We start from the raw sequence: 18,991 nt of genomic DNA, 5'->3' as shown, positions 1-18,991 counted from the left end.
CCTTGCTTTTTCTAATGTCAACTATTTCACGCATTATTTATTTATTTTCAGAGTTGGAGAAAGAAAATTTCTCCAACTCTGAAAATAATGACATTATTCTCCTTCCTTCATATCTTGTAAAAACCCTTTCGTCCTAATTCCTGCTCTACGAATGTACACACTCGTTTCTACATTAATTTCTGCTTTAGCAAATTCAGCATCCCAATCTTGTTTTAATTCTTTAAATTTCTTTGGATGTTGTCGATAAAAATCATCACCAAAACCAAAAATATCAACACCAAATTCGTCTTGAACCTTGCTAATTGTATCTGCGATTTTTTCGGATACATATTGATCAATTAATTTCTCATAATGTTTATAAGTTTCAACCAATGTTAAATCATTACGGCAATGGGACGATTGAAGTTCAGTTTCAAGTAAAATATCAACGGTAATGTGAGGTTTTTCATTTATGTAAGAAGTGTTAATTTTTGTTCTAGAATTTTTTACTCTTACCCCTAAATATTTGTCCTCACCACACGGAACACTTACAGTTGTCAAATGAATATCTTGCGTCCATAAATAATTTCTAGTATCTTCAACCGATAAAAAACCTATGAGTTGATCTTCTTCAAACACAGCCATTCCATCCATGACAACCATCGCTTCAGGCTGTAACTCTTCGTTGTGAGCTAAGTTGTGTCCTTTTTTAGGATGCCCTTCAATCGACATTGATGCACTTACAGGATGACGACCATCTGATGTTAATGCGCGGATATAATCTGTTAAACGAACTTTAGGCTCCCCTCCCCATTCGTCTAGAAATGTATCTATTTGAGTACTTATTTTGAACGACGGTACTTTCTGCAATGGGTATGTAGTAGTGATAATATCTTTTGCACTTACTCCATGTGCGACAATGATGTTGAAGTCGTTTCGAAACTCACTATTCCGCTCTAAGTATTGAAGAAATTCACCTACACCTTCTCGAGCCAACTCTTCGTCTATAACAAATGTTTGGAGATGAGAAAAAATTGTTCTTCTCGTAACCCCTACATTTATACGGTCGACTAATTCTGAAATCGTATTTCCTTCTATACTATAAATAATAGCAGGAACTCCTCCTCCACTCTCCCCTTGATAAATTTGTCTAGCGTTAATGCCTTCTATAGAAATACGATACTTTTCTTTTTCTCCTTTTTGTAGGGCAATCCCACTAACGATTGTTACATCATTCATTTCAAAGCGGTCCCAACATCCCGTTAATAACATTATTAACGATAAGAATAGGAGGGCATTTTTCCTTGGAATTAATCTCATGTTATCCCCCACTTTCCTTACTATTATCCATAGTCTGCGGGTTTATATAGCTTGGACGACGGTTTGTTTTTTGAAATGGAAGTCGTATAAACACATCTTTTTGGTCTTCGATGATAAACGGACCCAATGGAGCAAAGTAAGGTACACCGAACGAACGTAAACTAATTAGATGAAGGAGAAGTGCTATAAGACCAACCAATGTTCCAAACATTCCTAATGCTGCCGTAATCAATATTAAACCAAACCTAACTAATCGGACTGAATTAGCAAAGCTATAAATCGGTGATACGAAGCTGGCCATTGCTGTAAGTGCAACGATAATGATTAAAAAATTAGAAACAATTCCAGCTTCTACAGCGGCTTGTCCGATAACGAGTGCCCCAACAATTGATACCGTTTGCCCGACCACTCTAGGCATACGAACCCCTGCTTCCCTTAAGATTTCAAACGTAATTTCCATTAATAGTAATTCTAAAACAGCAGGAAATGGCAAACCTTCTCGTTGCGCTTGAATGCTTATTAAAAGATCGGTCGGAACTAATCCATGATGAAAAGTTGTCAAGGCAACATAAATAGCTGGTAAAGCAAGGGCAAGGAAAAAGGCTAAATATCTTATCAAACGAATGAACGTACTTAACATAAATCTTTGATAAGCATCTTCACTTACTTGAAAAAAATCGACAAATACGACGGGAGCACTAATTACAAAAGGACTCCCATCTACTAAAATAATGACCTTGCCGTCAATTAAATGAGAGGCAATAGTATCGGGCCGATCGGTATGATACGTAAGTGGAAAAGGAGTTAATGTTTGATCAGTTATTAACTCTTCAAGATTTCCTGAATCATATATAGCATTAATTTTAACTTGTGTTACTCTCTTTCTCACTTCGTTCACTATATCTGAGTTTGAAATGTTATTTATATACCCAATATAAACATCTGTTTTCGTTTCGGTGCCAATAGTACAACTTTCAAATTTTAGATGTGGATTTTTTACCTTACGACGAATTAAGCTGACATTTGTATTAATCGCCTCAGTAAAACTATGTTGTGGCCCACGAACGATCGTTTGTGTTTCTGAAACTGTAATATCACGATCGTTTGTAGTCGCAACATTAACTGCTATCCCTTGATGAATACCTTCTAGCAAAATAACAGCAAAACCAGATAACACATACCAAGTGACTTCATGTTCATACTTAATGACATAACATTCATGATTAGAAAAATACACTTTAAAAAAAGAATTGAATTGGTCGGTTGTTCGAAGAACCGTATCGTCCTTAATCGCGAGTAATGTTTCTTTCACTTGTTTAGTCATCATCGCTAAATCAACCATCGTTTTCAAATATATGATGACACCGGTTTGTTCACCAAATGTGATTTCTTCTTGAAGAAAGTCAAAGTTCCCTTCAAAAGTGTTTTGCACTTGTTTTTTATTAAATTTTAAATACGTTGATATCTCTTTTTGTTCCTGGTCGTTTTCAATAAGTTCATCAGGTGATTGTAGATTATGAGCTTCCGTCCTTTTCACACGATGCTTTCCTACCCCTAAATTTCTAAGCAAACTCATGCTTCGATCCCCCCAGTACTTGATTGGTTTCGTCTCTGTTTAATGAGAAGAAGTAAATACAGTACGAATGGAATCCCAAATTGTAACGGTAAATGGAGTAAGTACGGCACTAGCTCTAAGCCCTCTTCATAATGCTCTACTATATTGTTAGCAAGAATGACCGCAAAGAAAGACAGTAACATGGCAGTAGGAAATAAAAAAGACCGATACGAAATTTCAAATAAATGTTCTAAACCTTTTAACCCTCCATACAAAAAAATACCTACTTTTACTATTATTCCAAACATTAAAATGAACACGACGAGAATATCGACCCGTTCAAAAAAATCAAAAACTTCTATTTCTCGAGCGGCAACTAAAAGGGGAAAGTTTGAGCGGTTTTTTATATCTACTCCTAACGTAGCGATTTGTACCATATTAGAATACGTGATTAACAAGCCACTTAAAACAACAGCAGTAGCTCCTACTTTTCCTACATACTTAAAGTGATTCGTTTGACTCATTAAAACCGTACAAACAATGAGTTCTCCATAAGGAAATGTCAGCAATGTTGGAAAAATAGCGTTCACGATCGGTCCAAAACCTTCATCCAAGACAGGTAAGAGAAACGTAATATGAAGATCCTCGCCAATAAATAAAAATACCCCTAAGGAAAATAAAGCTAAAATAACTACAGGCCCGATAACCTCTGTCATCCTTGCAAATACTTCAATACCAAGGTAAAGTCCGTATGCTATCAATAAGCTCATCACTAATGGTATGACTTCAAGTGGAGTTAACGGTAAAATCGTTGTTAAAATTAATTCTGCAAAATCTCTTTGAACTCGCGCTGCAATATAAATGAAGTAGATCACATATAAGAAGATAATTAATCTTCCAACATATTTACCGAAACCTTTTTCGATTAATTCAAAGATAGTTTTTTCTCGATCTCGACTCATAAGAAAAAAATAACCAAACAAAATTAAAACACCTATTGCCGTCGCTATGATTTCAGCAATCCAATAATTTTGTTTCGCTTCTTCACCAGCACCTACAACAACTGCACTACCTGTTAAAAAAATAGTTAAGACCATTAATAATTGCCAAAGCGATATTCTCTCTTTCATTACTGCCTCACTTTTTTATGTTGAGTAGTCTTTTTTCTAACGTGCAAATCATGAGCAATTGCAACGAATAAACCAATAGACGCCGCAACGACAACAATACTTCTTCGTGAACCAACTTCTAACCAGACTAAAAGTAAGATACTTTCGATAAAAGAAGAACTATAGGTATACATGTTTAGAACCGTCATTAACAAAATAATAGATATAAGTACAAGAAAATAAGCTAAAGTTACCATTTACCCACCTGTTTGTTTCTATTTTTTCTATTATTTTCATTACTACATGCTTTTATGTACTTTTGGAAACATTTGTATTTCAACCTCATGGTAAGCCTTAAAATTGACTTGTGATTTAACTTAGCAAAAAAAAGGAGTGTGAATCTCTCGGATTCACACTCTCATCTCACATTATTTTATCAATAGCTTTTTACCAAATGGAACTTTAGGAGAAAAACCTCCAGGAATTAACCAAAAAAGCTCATAATTAATTTCCATTTCTTCAAGGACATAACCCGTCACATCGGTTATGTAAAAAAGAGTTTCAATTTCATTTTCGTTTGCCCACTCTAATACTTCTGTGTAAGAGGACTTGCCATGAGTGTAGTACTGAATGTCATGATTGGCCGTTGTTGCTGTTTCACGTATTTTATAATCGGCCTGGATTAAAGGTGTCCCAGGTCTTAGTTCTTGAACCAATTTTACAATATTTGAAATTGTTTCCGTCGGATAATCCGTCGTTGATGTATCCACTGCCAGTGCTATCTTTTTATCTTCACGCTTAGATAGAATAATTAATAAGTCCTTTTGCCATCTCATTGCCTCATCTCCTTCTCTCAAGTAAAACCAACCACCATTAATTTTACATTAAAGCACTAGAAATATGTTATATCAAAACGTATATTTTTCACAACACTTTACGAAGTTAATTTTAGTGAATGCATTGGAGTGACCATAACCGCCAAGATGATCATCTAAATGAAGGATTAAAATTAGACTGTATACTCTATGTTATTTTTGTGAAATTTAAATAATATTGAACGAAGAAAAAGTAAAGAAAACTTATTGTCTATTTTAAAGTTAAATGGTATATTATCACTCGAAACACGTCGAACGTCAGAGGACAGATGTCATTTATTAGTAATTTATTTTAAAAACAAATATGTAAGCATTTACATACATATAAAGGTTTATAAATCTGGTTCCTCAAGTCCGACAATTTTTAACTCATTTTATTTAGGGGGTAAAGAAATGAAAAAAAGCAAATCATTACTATTATCAATCATTTTAGCAGGCGGAACTTTATTAGGAGCTTGTGGTACTGGCGGTGACACTGCCGAACCTGCTCCAGAAACAGACGGGCTAACTGGTGCTCCCGCAGAAGAAGCTACAGAAGATTTCACAGTAGCAATGGTTACAGACGTTGGTGGTATTGATGACAAATCATTTAACCAATCCGCTTGGGAAGGTATGATAGAATTTGGACAAAGTTTTGGATTAAATGAAGGAACTGATTTCAAGTATCTTCAATCATCAACTGATGCTGATTATGCACCAAACTTAAATTCTCTTGTACGTGAAGACTATGATCTTATTTGGGGAATCGGTTTCCTAATGGCTAGTGACATTAAAACAGTAGCTACCCAACGTCCTGAAGCACAATTTGCAATTGTTGATATGGTCGTTACTGATGATGATGAACAACTTATTCCTAACGTTGCAAATGTTACGTTCAAAGAACACCAAGGTTCTTTCTTAGTTGGTGTCGTTGCGGGCATGCAAACAGAAAGTAATAAAGTAGGCTTTATCGGTGGCGTTGAAGGATCATTAATTAAGAAATTTGAAAATGGTTTCAAAGCTGGTGTTAAATCCGTAAATCCAGATGCTGAAATTATTGTCCAATACGCAGAATCATTTAATGACGCTTCTCGAGGACAACAAATTGCAAATGGTATGTATGCACAAGGTGCTGACATTATTTATCATGCTGCAGGCGGTACGGGTAACGGATTGTTTACAGAAGCGAAAAATCGTAAGCGAAATAACGAAAATGTTTGGGCGATTGGTGTTGACCGCGACCAGCACGAAGAAGGTCTTCCTGAAAATGTAACGTTAACTTCAATGATTAAACGTGTAGATACCGCATTATACCTTGTAAATGAACAAACGATGAACGGAGATTTTCCTGGTGGTGAAGTTCTAGAATTCGGACTTGAAGAAGAGGCCGTTGGTATTGCGCCTACAACTGAGAATGTTTCTGAAGAAGCACTTTCAACTGTCGAAGAGTATATCCAACAAATTCAAGCAGCAGACATTGACGTACCACAAACAGATGAAGAGTATGAAGAATTTCTTACAAATCTATAGACACAATTGACCTAGGGAAAAGGCTAGTTAAAGCGTAACTAGCCTTTCTTTAGCTATGAACATGCATCCTTCTCTTTTTTAGTTTTAGTAGCATTTTGTTGGAGGTGATTATTTTGAGTTACGTCATTGAAATGAAAGATATTCGCAAAGAATTCCCTGGAATCGTTGCGAATGATAATGTAACTCTTCAAGTCAAACAAGGAGAAATTCATGCGCTTTTAGGTGAGAATGGTGCAGGAAAATCGACCTTAATGAATGTTCTATTTGGCTTGTATCAACCTGAAAAAGGTGAAATCCTTGTGAAAGGAAAACCCGTTAAAATAACAGATCCAAATGTCGCTAACCGCTTAGGTATAGGGATGGTTCACCAACATTTCATGCTCGTGGAAAAATTCACGGTAACTGAAAATATTATTTTAGGAAAAGAACCTACTGCAGGCGGCAAAATTAATATAAAAAAAGCTGCGAAAGCTGTTGAAACCATTTCAAAACAATATGGTCTCGCTGTTGACCCTTATGCAAAAATTCAAGATATTTCTGTTGGCATGCAACAAAGGGTTGAGATCCTAAAAACACTTTATCGTGGTGCAGAAATTTTGATTTTTGATGAACCAACAGCAGCTTTAACACCACAAGAAATAACTGAACTGATCCAAATTATGAAAAAGCTAGTATCTGAAGGAAAATCCATCATTTTAATTACACATAAGTTAAAAGAAATAATGGAAGTTTGCGATCGCTGTACTGTTATTCGTCGTGGTCGAGGAATTGGAACGGTAGATATATCAGAATCAACTCCCGATAGTCTTGCAGCAATGATGGTCGGTCGAGAAGTTAATTTCTCTGTTGAAAAAGATCCAGCACAACCTAAAGATGCTGTCCTTCAAATTAAAGATTTAGTTGTAAAAGATTCGAGAGATATAACTGCTGTTAACGACTTGCATTTAGAAGTTCACGCTGGGGAAATTCTAGGAGTCGCTGGAGTTGATGGGAACGGTCAAACGGAACTCATTGAAGCTATTACTGGATTAAGAAAACCAACTGGCGGAAATATTCAACTCAATGGACAGGATATCACGGGACTTACTCCGCGCAAAATAACGGGAGCTGGTGTTGGCCATATTCCTCAAGATCGCCATAAGCACGGACTCGTCCTTGACTTTACTGTCGGCGAAAATATCGTTCTTCAAACTTATTATCAAAAGCCTTATTCTACGTCAGGTGTATTAAATTTTAATGAAATTTATAAAAAAGCAAATGAACTAATCGAAGACTACGATGTTCGTACACCTAGTGAGCATACATTAGCTAGAGCACTTTCTGGTGGTAATCAACAAAAAGCGATTATCGCCCGTGAAGTGGACCGCTCCCCTGATTTACTGATCGCAGCTCAACCAACTCGCGGTCTTGATGTTGGCGCAATTGAATCAATTCACCATCGACTCGTTAAAGAACGGGATAAAGGCAAAGCAGTATTACTTATTTCTTTAGAATTAGATGAAGTATTAAATGTTAGTGACCGCATTGCCGTTATATATGAAGGGAAAATTGTAGCCATTGTCGATGCTGATAAAACAAATGAGAATGAACTTGGATTATTAATGGCAGGTGGTTCAGCAAAAAAGGAAGGTGAAACAACATGAAAAAAGGGCTAAGTTCAAAAATTTCACCTATACTCTTCCCACTCATTGCTGTCTTTTTTGGAATATTGATTGGAGCTATTATCATGCTTCTAAGTGGGCATAATCCTTTTACGGGTTATTCCGCTTTAATTCGTGGAATTTTCGGTGACACTTATTATATCGGTGAGACATTGAGAACGATGACCCCTCTCATCCTCGCAGGCTTAGCAGTAGCTTTTGCCTTTCGAACTGGTTTATTTAATATCGGGGTTGAAGGTCAGCTTATCGTCGGATGGCTAGCTTCCGTTTATGTTGGAATTGCATTTGATTTACCCGCAATCATCCATCTTCCTTTAGCGATAGGTGCAGGGGCGATCGCGGGAGCGTTATGGGGGTTAATCCCAGGATTATTAAAAGCTCGATTTCACGTCCATGAGGTTATCGTAACGATAATGATGAACTATATTGCTCTTCATGTCGTTAACTATATCATTCGAAACTTCTTACTAGTACCAGGCGAACGTACGAGTACTATTAACCCATCTGCATCATTAGCTTCACCTTTTTTACAAACGCTAACTGATTTTTCAAGATTACATTATGGTTTTATTATTGCCGTTGCCGCTTGTTTTGTTCTTTGGTTCGTTCTTTGGAAAACGACAAAAGGTTTTGAATTGAGATCGGTTGGATTTAACCAGCATGCTTCTGAATACGCAGGAATGAATGTTAAGACGAACATCGTTCTATCTATGGTTATCTCAGGTGGCTTCGCAGGTGTCGGTGGAGCGATGGAAGGATTAGGTACATATCAATATATGACGGTCATGTCTGGATTTACAGGGGTTGGATTTGATGGTATCGCGGTGGCCCTTTTAGGTGCAAATACGGCGATCGGCGTTCTATTAGCTGCAGGATTGTTTGGTGGCTTAAAAATCGGTGCCTTAAATATGCAGTCCCAAGCAGGCGTACCTACCGAACTCGTTGATATTGTCATCGCACTTATTATTTTCTTTGTTGCATCAAACTACTTAGTTCGTTGGATTATTAGCCGGTTGAAAAAGGAGGACATTTAAATGGATTTTCTTCAAATACTAGCGTTAATTATTCCAGCTGCGATTTTCTCTGCTGCTCCTCTCATATTTACAGCAATCGGTGGTTTGTTTAGTGAACGTTCAGGTGTTGTTAATATTGGATTAGAGGGCTTAATGGTAATTGGTGCCTTTGTTGGAATTGTTGCAACCCTAACTCTTGAAGGGATGGGTTTAGGAGCTGCCTCCCCATGGATTGCCTTTTTATTTGCCATTGTTGCAGGTGTTTTGTTCTCCTTGTTTCATGCATTTGCCTCTATTACGTTAAAGGCAGACCAAATTGTCAGTGGAGTGGCACTTAACTTTTTAGCACTCGGATTGGCTGTATTTTTAGTTAAGAACATCTATCAAAAAGGACAAACCGATTTTGTTCAAAACTTAATCTATCGTATCAATGTTCCGATATTGAGCGATATTCCAATAATAGGAAGGTTATTCTTTTCCAATGCTTATGTTACTTCTTATATTGCAATCCTTATGGCATTCATCGTATGGTATATCGTTTTTTATACCCCTTTTGGACTTCGCCTTCGTTCAGTTGGTGAGCATCCGATGGCTGCAGATACGATGGGAATTAACGTAATTAAAATGCGTTATATTGGAGTTATGCTTAGTGGTGCGTTTGCAGCAATGGGTGGTGCTGTGTTTGCTTTAACGATTTCAGGCAACTTTGCAGGGGGTACCATTGCAGGACAAGGATTTATGGCCCTAGCCGCATTAATTTTTGGAAAATGGCACCCACTAGGTGCATTAGGTGCTGCCCTTTTCTTTGGTCTTGCTCAGTCTATTAGTATTGTTGGACAGCAAATTCCACTGTTACAAGACATTCCTCAAGTCTTCTTACTCATTGCACCTTATGTATTAACGATTCTAGCTCTTGCTGGACTTGTAGGTAGAGCAGACTCTCCAAAAGCAATCGGAAAACCCTATGAAAAAGGCTCTAGATAATAATGAAAAACATTCACGGGATAATTACGAGGCCACTGAAAAACTTCCGTTTTTCAAGATGAAAGAATAAACACACAAAAAAGAGACGTTCCTATATCCATTAAATGGATAAGGGTGTCTCTTTTTGCTTATAATTTAAGTCAATCCCATACTATAGTTATCCAATTAACTTCAGAATTCTTTTCAAATTCACCGTAAACATAGCCATGGCTCCCTGAATCTCCATGCCAACGAGACCCGAAGATGACGCTACATCATACCCGTGCCGGTGTTTTAATTCACTATTTTTTGCTTCTATTTTATAACGCTCTGAGGATTTTTCTTTAAAGTAATCACTTTCTTGAAAAGCTATTTGTTCTGTGTGTACATCCGATTTAATTGTAACAGAATATGTTTTGGCTTTTGCTCCTTCCTTATAACAGCCATCTTTTAATGGACACACCTTACATTTTTCTATATCAAAGTAATATGTGTGTTTTTGGTTTTTCGCTACACCTTTTTTTCCAGTTCGTGCTTTCCTGATAGCCATGTGTCCAGCCTTACAAACATACATACCAGCATCTTTATTAAACTCAAATTCATCTTCTTTTTTTCGATTACCTTGAGTGACAACAGGGTTGAGTTTAGCTACTAACTTCATTTCGTTTGTTTTTGTATATTCAATATTTCCTTTTTCCGAATAAGCTGCATCACCAATCACAGTATCAACTTCCATACCTGCTTCCATACTTTTTTCAATTAAGGTTTCTAGTTGCTTTCCGTCATTCTTTTCTCCTGTTGTGATAACTGCTGCAGTAATAATTCTTTCTTCACTTAAGGAAATGTGTGTTTTATAACCAAAAAATGCTGAGTCCGATGTTTTATGTCCTGTTTTAGCATCTTCATCTTTGGATAATTGTAGATGTTCAATATCATCAGCTATCGTTTCTTTAAGTAGGTTTAATGTTTCTTTCACCTTGGGGAATTCACAGATAGTCTCTTCTTTTTCAATGACTTTAATTAGCTTTTCACAATACTCAATTTGATCTTCTAATACATCTGATGTTGTTTTGGTTGGGAATTTACTTTTCATTGTTTCATCTATTTGATAAATGGTCTTTCTTAGATTTTTAGAGCGATCAATCAGCACTTCTTTAGCTGATTTTTGGTTGTAACGAGACTTAGTATGGGTAGCATCTACAATGATAGATTTACTTTTTATAATTTCTTTTTCGATTGCGATCTCAACAGTTTTATTGATTAGCATGTCTAATAAATTTACATCCTTTAATCGCAGTTTTCGAAACTTCGTTAAGGAACTTGGATCAATCACTGGATCTTCTGGCGCCATATCTAAAAAATATTTGAATGACATATCATATTTTGAGCGTTCGACAATATCAATATCTGATACGTTGTGGATACATTTTAATAATAAGTATTTGAACATGCGAATAGGATGGATCGCATTACGTCCATTATCTAGGCAATATTTATCTACTAATTCTTCATATACAAAAGAAAAATCGACTAAGTCATTGATTTTTCTTAAAACATTATCCTTCGGTACTACTATGTCATAAATCGCCATATAAGGACTTAAGTTTACTTGTTGATGTTGAATCATCGTATCCACCCACTCAAATTTGATATTTTAATTATACAGCAAAAAAGATATAGCACTCTCAAATAATTGAGGTGCTATATCTTTTATTATTTCAGGTACTTTTTCAGTGGCCTCGATAATTACCCTTGGATGTTTTTTTATCTTAATGAAAGAATATAAACGATCCCTGTTTAAAAGCGGTTTATAAAAGAGACAACTATCCATAGTTATCAGGAAAGATGCCTGACTATAACGTCTTAGCGTCAGACATCTAATAAATATCCACCTTTAAAAAACGTTATAATTAGAGCCCATTTAGAAAATTTACGGCAAGGAACACTACGTTTAGGAAATATCTTATACTTTCCTATTTTATTTATTACATTCCAATAGCCGTCCAACCACCATCTAGAAAAATAGTTTCACCAGTCATATAAGATGAAGCTTCTGACGCTAGAAATACGGCAGCTCCTACAATTTCGTCTGGCTTTCCTAAGCGGTTCATCGGGGTTCTTTGCTCAATATTTTCTACAAATTCTGGTTTAGTATCTTTTATATTTTTCACTAATGGAGTTTCAATATATGCTGGGGCAATTCCATTAACACGTACTCCTCTTGTAGCCCATTCTGATGCGAGTGTTTTCGTAATCATATTCACCCCACCTTTACTAGCTCCATACGCAATAGAATTAGTAATAGCAGTTTTTGAAGCAATTGAAGAGATATTAATAATTGTACCTTGCTGCTGAGCTAGCATTTCGATTCCTACCTTTTGAGCAAAAAGAAAAACGCCAGTTAAATTAACTGCAATAATTTTGTTCCAATCGTCTATTGTATACTCTTCAGCAGGCTTTTTGACAGTAATTCCAGCATTATTAATAAGGATATCTATTTTTCCGAAACGTTCTTTTGCCCGTTCTACTACTCGATCAATATCACTTGGAATCGTAATATCGCATGGTACAATTTCTACTTCGCGATTTTTCCTTTTGATTTCTTCAGCTACTTCTTCTAACTCTTCTGTTGTTCTACTACAAATCACTACTTGGCTACCAGCATCCGCTAAACCTAAAGCAATACTCCTCCCAATTCCTCTGCCTGCACCAGTTATGATTGCTGTTTTTCCACTTAAATCAAATAAACTCATATCCGTATCTCCCTTCCATAAACTCCGTTAATTTTGGTCATTTTACGTAAATTCTTTTAAATAAAAAGTCGGCAAACCGAAAAGTCTGTCAATTGTTAACTATATATAGACTTTTCTGATTATTCAAGTAATATTTTTCATTAATTTTCTACAAATTTTGTCGGATTTCACCAATAAACATCATTTTAAAGTACGATTTCTCTTTCCATCCTTTTTTATAAAAAGTGAACCCCTTTCAAATACTATAGAGGCAAGCGAAAGGAGTTTACTTATGCCAGAATTACCTGAAATGGAAACATATAAAAAGTTACTCAACGAAAAAATAAGTGGAAATGTCATATCCCATGTTATTGTCAATCGTGAAAAAACAATTAATATCAACGTAGAACCTTTTCAGCAACAGCTTCTAAATAAGAAAGTACTTCAAGTGAAACGAAGGGCAAAACACTTAATATTTGAACTCGATTCAGGAATGAATTTGCTCCTTCATTTAATGTTAGGAGGTTGGATTTACTTCGGTAACGAACAAGATGAACCAGATCGGACCAAACAAGTCATCCTGTCATTTCCAGAAGGAAATCTTTATTTCATTGGACTTCGACTTGGCTATTTGCATTTATTAAATCCGCAACAATTACAAGGAAAGTTAAGCGAAATTGGTCAAGAGCCATTAGATCCAAACTTTACTTACGACTCATTTTTACAGCTTATCGCTTCTCGTAGGGGAATGTTAAAAACAACATTAATTAATCAGTCATTTCTTGCAGGAATCGGCAATTGCTATTCTGATGAAATTTGCTTTCAAGCAAAGCTTAAACCAACTAATAAATTTAACGATTTAAATGAATTGCAAACTAAAAATTTGTATCATTCTATAATTACAATCCTTCAATCAGGAATTCAGCAAGGAGGTTATATGGATTCTCCATTCACAAATAACGATCCATTAACTGGGGGTTACAGAACACTTGTCTACGATAAAGAAGGTCAACCTTGCCCAAGATGTAATACCCCTATCATATTAGAACACGTGTCTTCAAAAAAGACGTTTTACTGTCGAATTTGCCAATTATAAAGCAGGTGATTTTTATGTATGTTGGGAGTCATATTAGTATACGGAACGGGTATTTTTCAGCTGCCAAAACAGCCCATAGCATTGGAGCTTCTGCCTTTCAATACTTCCCGAAAAACCCTCGTAGTCTTAAAGTAAAAAATTTTGATATCGATGATGCGAAGCAATGTGCCCAATTTTGTATGAAACACGATATAAGGTCAATTGCTCACACTCCTTATCCTACTAAGCTGATACCAGAAACCAAAGACGAAGAAGAGTTAATAGTAGCTTCTGTAAAAAACGACTTAGAAATTGCCGAAGCATGTAATTCGGTTGGCATCGTTGTACACTTTGGGACCACAAAAAAACTTGAACCTTTAGAAGGATACCAAAAAATGATTAAAATGCTAGATCAGATCCTAATCAATTGGGAGGGAAGTACATTACTACTCATCGAAAATAACGCTGGTGCTGGTACTGAAATGGGTCTTACGTTTGAAGAAATGGTGCAAATCCGCAATCTTTCAGACTACCCAGAAAAAATTGGTTTTTGCTTTGATACTTGTCATGCTTTTGCGAGTGGTTTATGGGATGGGGATAACTGGAAAGATTTATTAGTGAGAGGTATGGAATTGGATTATTTTGCTCATTTAAAAGCCATTCATTTTAACAACTCTAAATATCCCTATGCCTCAAGAAAAGACCGTCACGCCAGCATTATTAATGGTCATATAACCAAAGAGCAGTGGCAGGATTTCCTTTCCACACCTTTCATAAAAGAAATCCCTCTTATTCTTGAGACACCTAATGATGAACCAAACATTCATGAAAACGAAATTCAATTCATTAAAAAGTGGATAAGCACTGTAAAAAAAGATTGAATAGGACTACAATGATATAAAGACAAATAATTCGGAGAATTGTTATGACTAGTTGGATTCAATCATTTCTTGGAAAACGCCTATTAAAAACAGGAATCGCTGTTTTTTTAACAGCTTTAATTTGCCAGTGGCTTGATTGGCCGGTTGTTTTTGCTGTCATCGCAGCGATTGTTACTGTTGAACCGACTGTTCATGCTTCAATTCAAAAGGGAAAAATTCGACTTCCTGCAGCTGCGATAGGTGCTGCTATTGCGATGAGCTTTGATTTTTTATTTGGAAATGTACCACTAACATTTGCCCTATCAGCTTTTTTCACTATTTACATTTGCCACAAACTACGTTGGGATGATGCCATTTTAGTTGCGACATTAACGGCCATTGCCATGATCCCGATGACTTCTGAAAGTTTTTTCATTGCTTTTTTAATACGAATTGCAACAACTTCAATAGGAATTGTCGTTTCGACTCTTGTTAATTTAATTATTTGGCCTCCTAATTTTATGAAGGAAATAACAGCGGATTGCCACAAACTGTTTACTGAAACCATTGAGCTAATTGAAGATACCTTGCAATATCAATTAACGAAAGATCGCAATCGGCAAGTTCTGAAAATCCGTTTTGAACGTTTAAGTAAAGGGATTGAACGGACGAATGAAACAATACGACTACAGCGTGAAGACTTAAGGTACCGTAAACGAAATGTCGCAAATGCTAAAACTCTTTACGACCTAGAACTACAAATTGATTTATTACATAAAGTTTCTTTCCATATTGGAGATATTTTATCCGTTTCTGAACAGCAATCCATGCCAAAAGAAGATAAAGCTATTCTACAAAAAGCATGGTTACATATTAAAGAAGCGTATGAAAAAAGAATTATGGATCATCATATTGAGTCCAATGTAAGGTCACTACTTTATTCACTCATTTATGATCATCGAGATAAAGAGGAAATTTTGTCCAAAAGCACAACCGTTGCTTATGAAATCCTAGCTATCTATCATTTGTTAGTTGAGTACGAAGGTCGTCGCGAGCGTCAAAACTAACGCTCGCCTTCCCACTCTTTATAAAAATGGTCTAGAAATTGTTCCATGAAATGATGGCGAGCTTCTGCTAGTTGTTTACCGTAGGAAGTATTCATTAAATCTTTTAACTTTAATAACTTCTCATAAAAATGATTTACAGCCGTATTATCTCTTTTTTGATATTCTTCTTTACTCATACCTTCTCTAGGTTTAACAGAAGGGTCATAAATAATATTCCCCTTTGCCCCTCCAAAAGTGAACGTTCTTGCAATCCCAATCGCTCCGAGGGCATCAAGTCGGTCGGCATCTTGAACAACTTTCCCTTCTAACGTCCTTACTGGAGGTTGTCCGCCCCCTTTAAAAGACATCGAAGCGATGATTTCCATAATATGTGTTATATCCTTTTCTTCTACATTTATTTCGTTTAACCAATCCTCTACTTTTTTTAATCCTGCTTCTTCGCTATCATTCAACTTTTCATCTGCAATATCATGAAGAAGTGCGGCCATTTCGCAAATAAAGAGGTCTGCTTCTTCTACTACTGCCATCTTTTTGGCAAGCTTTGTGACTCGATAAATATGCCACCAGTCATGTCCACTCGCCTCACCAGTTAATTCATTATGTACAAAGTTTTCAGTTTGTTTTATCTGTTCATGCTTCTCCATAGGATCATCTCCAACAAAAATTTTCTATCTGACGTATTCTGTGCTTCATAAGAATTTACACCTGCATGTACAGCTAATAATGTGTTCGCATAGCCAACAATTCCGTTGACTATTTCATCACAAATAGCATAGACAAGAGGTTGAAGTTCATTTTGATCAAGTGAAACTTCCATCAGTGCTGGGTTTTCCTATCCCCCACTGGTGGTTAGTTGAACCAATCGGGCACTTACTGGCAGTTTATCCCCCACTTATTTTTCTTTGATTCCTCGAAGTCTTGAAGTGGGGGTATTACTGCCAGTTGTTGCGGGATAAAGTCTTGGATCATCAAAAATAATCGTAGTATTTATAAATATATCACGATTACCCTGAAGGTCATAGTGAATGATCGCTTTCCCAGTCGCACCTCCAGTTTTAGGATCTTTGTAATTTTTCAGTAAAACATACCATGCTTCTGCCGTTGCTGAACGGAATTTTTTTGTAAACGTTACATTATCTATTTCAATATTTGTACGTTCTTTTAGTTCGTCACTTACGAGTTCTACGATTTTTTTATCCAAGTAGTTAGCCTCCTTATTTTTTTAAAGGTACTATTTTATAAGAGGATATTCAGCGGATAAGTTTTCTCCCATTGACATCAAAAAAGCACCTTCTCTGAACTTCTAGTCTAGAGAAAGTGCTATGTAACCAACTACATATCGAAGCCATCCAACGCTTCCATATTATCTTCAATGAGTTCAATAATCGTTCCAGCTTCTTCTTTACTAAAAATAAAGTTACTTTCATCCTCTAAAAGCTCGTTGTCTTCTGTTTTAATTCTGTTTACGCGTCGGAGAATTCCGTCCCCTGTATCATGGATCACACCAAATTGATAGGATACTTCTACTTCATCCATGTACGTATAAGCCATAACCTCAGGTGTCGTCCACTCTACGTCGACAACAATTTCATCATAATCATCTTCATCATCAATGAGCTCACCAGCTTCTTCAAGAAGTACGGTATCATCTTCTTCTGCCTCATCTATTTCCTCAACGAATTCAAATTCATCTAAATAGTCATGGAATGATTCGTGAACAGCTTCAATGATGTCCTCGATATCAGGAAGGAGAGTTCTAGACGTTTGTTCCGCATCGATATCAAACTCTTCAATGTAAAATTCTTCATTATGCGGGTCAAAAAAAAGTGTGCAAAAAAACTCTCGCTCATCATCTTCCATTTCAACAAAACATTCGATCCTTGGGTGCTTAGCAGCTCGATCAACGGTAATATGCCCCATCTCATCATATTCTTCACAAATAGACTCCATATAGTCTTGTAACTCTCCACATACTCGATCAAACCACTCTAATGACATGAAGAAACACTTCCCTTCTTGAGTTCTCCTTATTATTATCCCTTTCATGCCATTTTTTGTTCGTGGAACTTTTTTCCAATCATCACTAGTTAGCAGAAGTTAACTCAACCAATTGAAAAGTTTAATATATTGTTTTTTTGCATCTTCATATCCTAGCTCATATAAAGCCAATAGCCGCTCTGGCTTCCGTTCAATTCGACTGACAGGAACTTCTATACTCGGTTTTATAACAAAAACGGTCCCCTCTTGTTCTTGTGATTCAAGTAAAGCTACTGTTTCATTATAAATTAAATGCCGTTTATCAAGGAGCTCACTAATCTTAGGATAACGACGATAAAGAAGTTTTGCGACCTGCCCAGATCTGCTAGGTTTCCTTTTAAAATCTTCGGCTTTTGTCATAATGACTACGTTTTTCTTAAAGCCATCTCCCTGTGCTTTTCTAATCGGAATCGGATCGATGATGCCACCATCTAATAAGGTTTTCCCCCGATAAGCTACAGTAGGTGCAACAAACGGTAAAGAACTTGATGCACGTATGATAGTCAAAATATCATTGTTATATTGCTGTTTGTTAAAATAAAGTGGTTCCCCCGTTTCACAGTCCGTCGCCCCCACTACAAATTGTTCGGGCCCTTTTTTGAACGTTTCATAATCAAAAGGAACAATTTTGTTAGGAATTTCGTCAAAAAGAAAATCCATACCAAACAATTGCCTTTTAAAAAGCAAATTACGAAACGAAAGAAAACGGGGATCCCTGGCAAGTCCAATATTAACTTTCTTATTACGTCCCTTTTGCTTGGATACATATGACGCCCCCATACACGCTCCCGCTGATACCCCAATAACATAAGGGAAAAACAGCTTCTGTTCTAAGAAAAACTCTAAAACACCAGCTGTATACAGACCGCGCATACCTCCACCTTCTAAAACTAATCCCGTTGTTTCCATAACATAACCTCGATACTATAATATACGTGACTTATTTCTTTTTTAAATAGCTCTTAAGCTCTTAGAGAGCTTGTCTATTACTAATAGTAGAAATACGAATACTTTTTTTATTGAACTTAATTCTTCCTGATATTGGATATAACAGGAGCTATCTTGAGTTTTAACATTAATCACTTCCTTATACTGGTAATACCATGAGCTATCCTGACTTTTAGCACTCATCACTTCCTTATACTGAGTAATATATTGGCCTATCCTGACTTTTAGCACTCATACCTTCCTTATACTGGTAATATCATGAGCTATCCTGACTTTTAGCACTCTTCG

The 18,991-nt window shown here is 36.3% G+C and carries 19 protein-coding genes; 7 read left to right on the top strand and 12 right to left on the bottom strand.

Translation table 11 applies throughout. The features are described from left to right. Positions 1–93: 93 nt before the first annotated feature. From BK574_RS00985 to BK574_RS00965, 5 genes are all read right to left on the bottom strand, one after another. Positions 94–1,299: a Ger(x)C family spore germination protein gene (locus BK574_RS00985; protein ID WP_078427108.1), complete on the bottom strand. Its 1,206-nt coding sequence runs from the start codon at positions 1,297–1,299 to the stop codon at positions 94–96. A gap of 1 nt (position 1,300) precedes the next feature. Continuing rightward, positions 1,301–2,875: a spore germination protein gene (locus BK574_RS00980; protein WP_078427107.1), complete on the bottom strand. Its 1,575-nt coding sequence runs from the start codon at positions 2,873–2,875 to the stop codon at positions 1,301–1,303. After that, the gene (locus BK574_RS00975; RefSeq protein ID WP_078427106.1) at positions 2,872–3,984 is read right to left on the bottom strand and encodes a GerAB/ArcD/ProY family transporter; all 1,113 of its coding nucleotides are present in this window, start codon (positions 3,982–3,984) and stop codon (positions 2,872–2,874) included. Before BK574_RS00975 ends, BK574_RS00980 begins: the two co-directional genes overlap by 4 nt. Beyond that, on the bottom strand, positions 3,984–4,220 hold the full coding sequence (locus BK574_RS00970; RefSeq protein WP_078427105.1) for a hypothetical protein: 237 nt from the start codon (positions 4,218–4,220) through the stop codon (positions 3,984–3,986). Before BK574_RS00970 ends, BK574_RS00975 begins: the two co-directional genes overlap by 1 nt. Positions 4,221–4,391: 171 nt before the next feature. After that, complete coding sequence (locus BK574_RS00965) at positions 4,392–4,799, bottom strand: VWA-like domain-containing protein (RefSeq protein ID WP_078430744.1); 408 nt, start codon at positions 4,797–4,799, stop codon at positions 4,392–4,394. 432 nt (positions 4,800–5,231) lie between these two features. Here BK574_RS00965 and BK574_RS00960 point away from each other — a divergent pair, with 432 nt between their 5' ends. From BK574_RS00960 to BK574_RS00945, 4 genes are all read left to right on the top strand, one after another. Further along, positions 5,232–6,347, top strand: a complete 1,116-nt coding sequence (locus BK574_RS00960) for a BMP family lipoprotein (RefSeq protein ID WP_078427104.1) — start codon at positions 5,232–5,234, stop codon at positions 6,345–6,347. 113 nt (positions 6,348–6,460) lie between these two features. Continuing rightward, positions 6,461–7,990 (top strand): ABC transporter ATP-binding protein, encoded by a 1,530-nt coding sequence (locus BK574_RS00955; protein ID WP_078427103.1) that lies wholly within the window; start codon positions 6,461–6,463, stop codon positions 7,988–7,990. Further along, entirely contained in the window at positions 7,987–9,042 is a 1,056-nt protein-coding gene (locus BK574_RS00950) for an ABC transporter permease (RefSeq protein ID WP_078427102.1), read from the top strand. Before BK574_RS00955 ends, BK574_RS00950 begins: the two co-directional genes overlap by 4 nt. Further along, the gene (locus tag BK574_RS00945) at positions 9,043–10,005 is read left to right on the top strand and encodes an ABC transporter permease (protein WP_075386212.1); all 963 of its coding nucleotides are present in this window, start codon (positions 9,043–9,045) and stop codon (positions 10,003–10,005) included. It abuts the gene before it with no gap. Positions 10,006–10,162: 157 nt separating this feature from the next. Here the strand turns inward: BK574_RS00945 and BK574_RS00940 are convergent, their stop codons facing one another. Together BK574_RS00940 and BK574_RS00935 are read right to left on the bottom strand one after the other, a co-directional pair. Beyond that, the gene (locus tag BK574_RS00940) at positions 10,163–11,611 is read right to left on the bottom strand and encodes an IS1182 family transposase (protein WP_078427101.1); all 1,449 of its coding nucleotides are present in this window, start codon (positions 11,609–11,611) and stop codon (positions 10,163–10,165) included. Positions 11,612–11,969: 358 nt separating this feature from the next. Next, the gene (locus BK574_RS00935) at positions 11,970–12,737 is read right to left on the bottom strand and encodes an SDR family NAD(P)-dependent oxidoreductase (RefSeq protein ID WP_078427100.1); all 768 of its coding nucleotides are present in this window, start codon (positions 12,735–12,737) and stop codon (positions 11,970–11,972) included. 271 nt (positions 12,738–13,008) lie between these two features. Between BK574_RS00935 and BK574_RS00930 the strand changes: the two genes are divergently transcribed. Genes BK574_RS00930 through BK574_RS00920 form a run of 3 tightly spaced genes read left to right on the top strand, consistent with a single transcriptional unit; the run spans position 13,009 to position 15,718 of the window. Continuing rightward, positions 13,009–13,812, top strand: a complete 804-nt coding sequence (locus BK574_RS00930; protein WP_078427099.1) for an Fpg/Nei family DNA glycosylase — start codon at positions 13,009–13,011, stop codon at positions 13,810–13,812. 14 nt (positions 13,813–13,826) lie between these two features. Then, positions 13,827–14,672 (top strand): deoxyribonuclease IV, encoded by an 846-nt coding sequence (locus BK574_RS00925; RefSeq protein WP_078427098.1) that lies wholly within the window; start codon positions 13,827–13,829, stop codon positions 14,670–14,672. Positions 14,673–14,716: 44 nt separating this feature from the next. Next, positions 14,717–15,718, top strand: coding sequence for an aromatic acid exporter family protein (locus BK574_RS00920; RefSeq protein WP_078427097.1), 1,002 nt, complete (start codon positions 14,717–14,719; stop codon positions 15,716–15,718). Here BK574_RS00920 and BK574_RS00915 read toward each other — a convergent pair. From BK574_RS00915 to BK574_RS00895, 5 genes are all read right to left on the bottom strand, one after another. After that, positions 15,715–16,362, bottom strand: coding sequence for an HD domain-containing protein (locus BK574_RS00915; RefSeq protein ID WP_078427096.1), 648 nt, complete (start codon positions 16,360–16,362; stop codon positions 15,715–15,717). The two genes, BK574_RS00920 and BK574_RS00915, sit on opposite strands and share 4 nt — an antisense overlap. After that, positions 16,341–16,535, bottom strand: coding sequence for a hypothetical protein (locus BK574_RS00910; protein ID WP_075386206.1), 195 nt, complete (start codon positions 16,533–16,535; stop codon positions 16,341–16,343). Before BK574_RS00910 ends, BK574_RS00915 begins: the two co-directional genes overlap by 22 nt. Positions 16,536–16,610: 75 nt before the next feature. Further along, positions 16,611–16,919: a hypothetical protein gene (locus BK574_RS00905; protein WP_078427095.1), complete on the bottom strand. Its 309-nt coding sequence runs from the start codon at positions 16,917–16,919 to the stop codon at positions 16,611–16,613. Positions 16,920–17,050: 131 nt separating this feature from the next. Continuing rightward, positions 17,051–17,716, bottom strand: coding sequence for a hypothetical protein (locus tag BK574_RS00900; protein WP_075386204.1), 666 nt, complete (start codon positions 17,714–17,716; stop codon positions 17,051–17,053). A gap of 99 nt (positions 17,717–17,815) precedes the next feature. Next, positions 17,816–18,664 carry a patatin-like phospholipase family protein gene (locus BK574_RS00895; protein WP_078427094.1) on the bottom strand — a complete coding sequence of 283 codons (849 nt, stop codon included), beginning with the start codon at positions 18,662–18,664 and terminating at the stop codon, positions 17,816–17,818. Positions 18,665–18,991: the final 327 nt, after the last annotated feature.

It is taken from the genome of Alkalihalobacterium alkalinitrilicum, assembly GCF_002019605.1.
Taxonomy (GTDB): domain Bacteria; phylum Bacillota; class Bacilli; order Bacillales; family Bacillaceae_F; genus Alkalihalobacterium; species Alkalihalobacterium alkalinitrilicum.
This window is presented reverse-complemented; position numbering and strand designations above follow the sequence as displayed.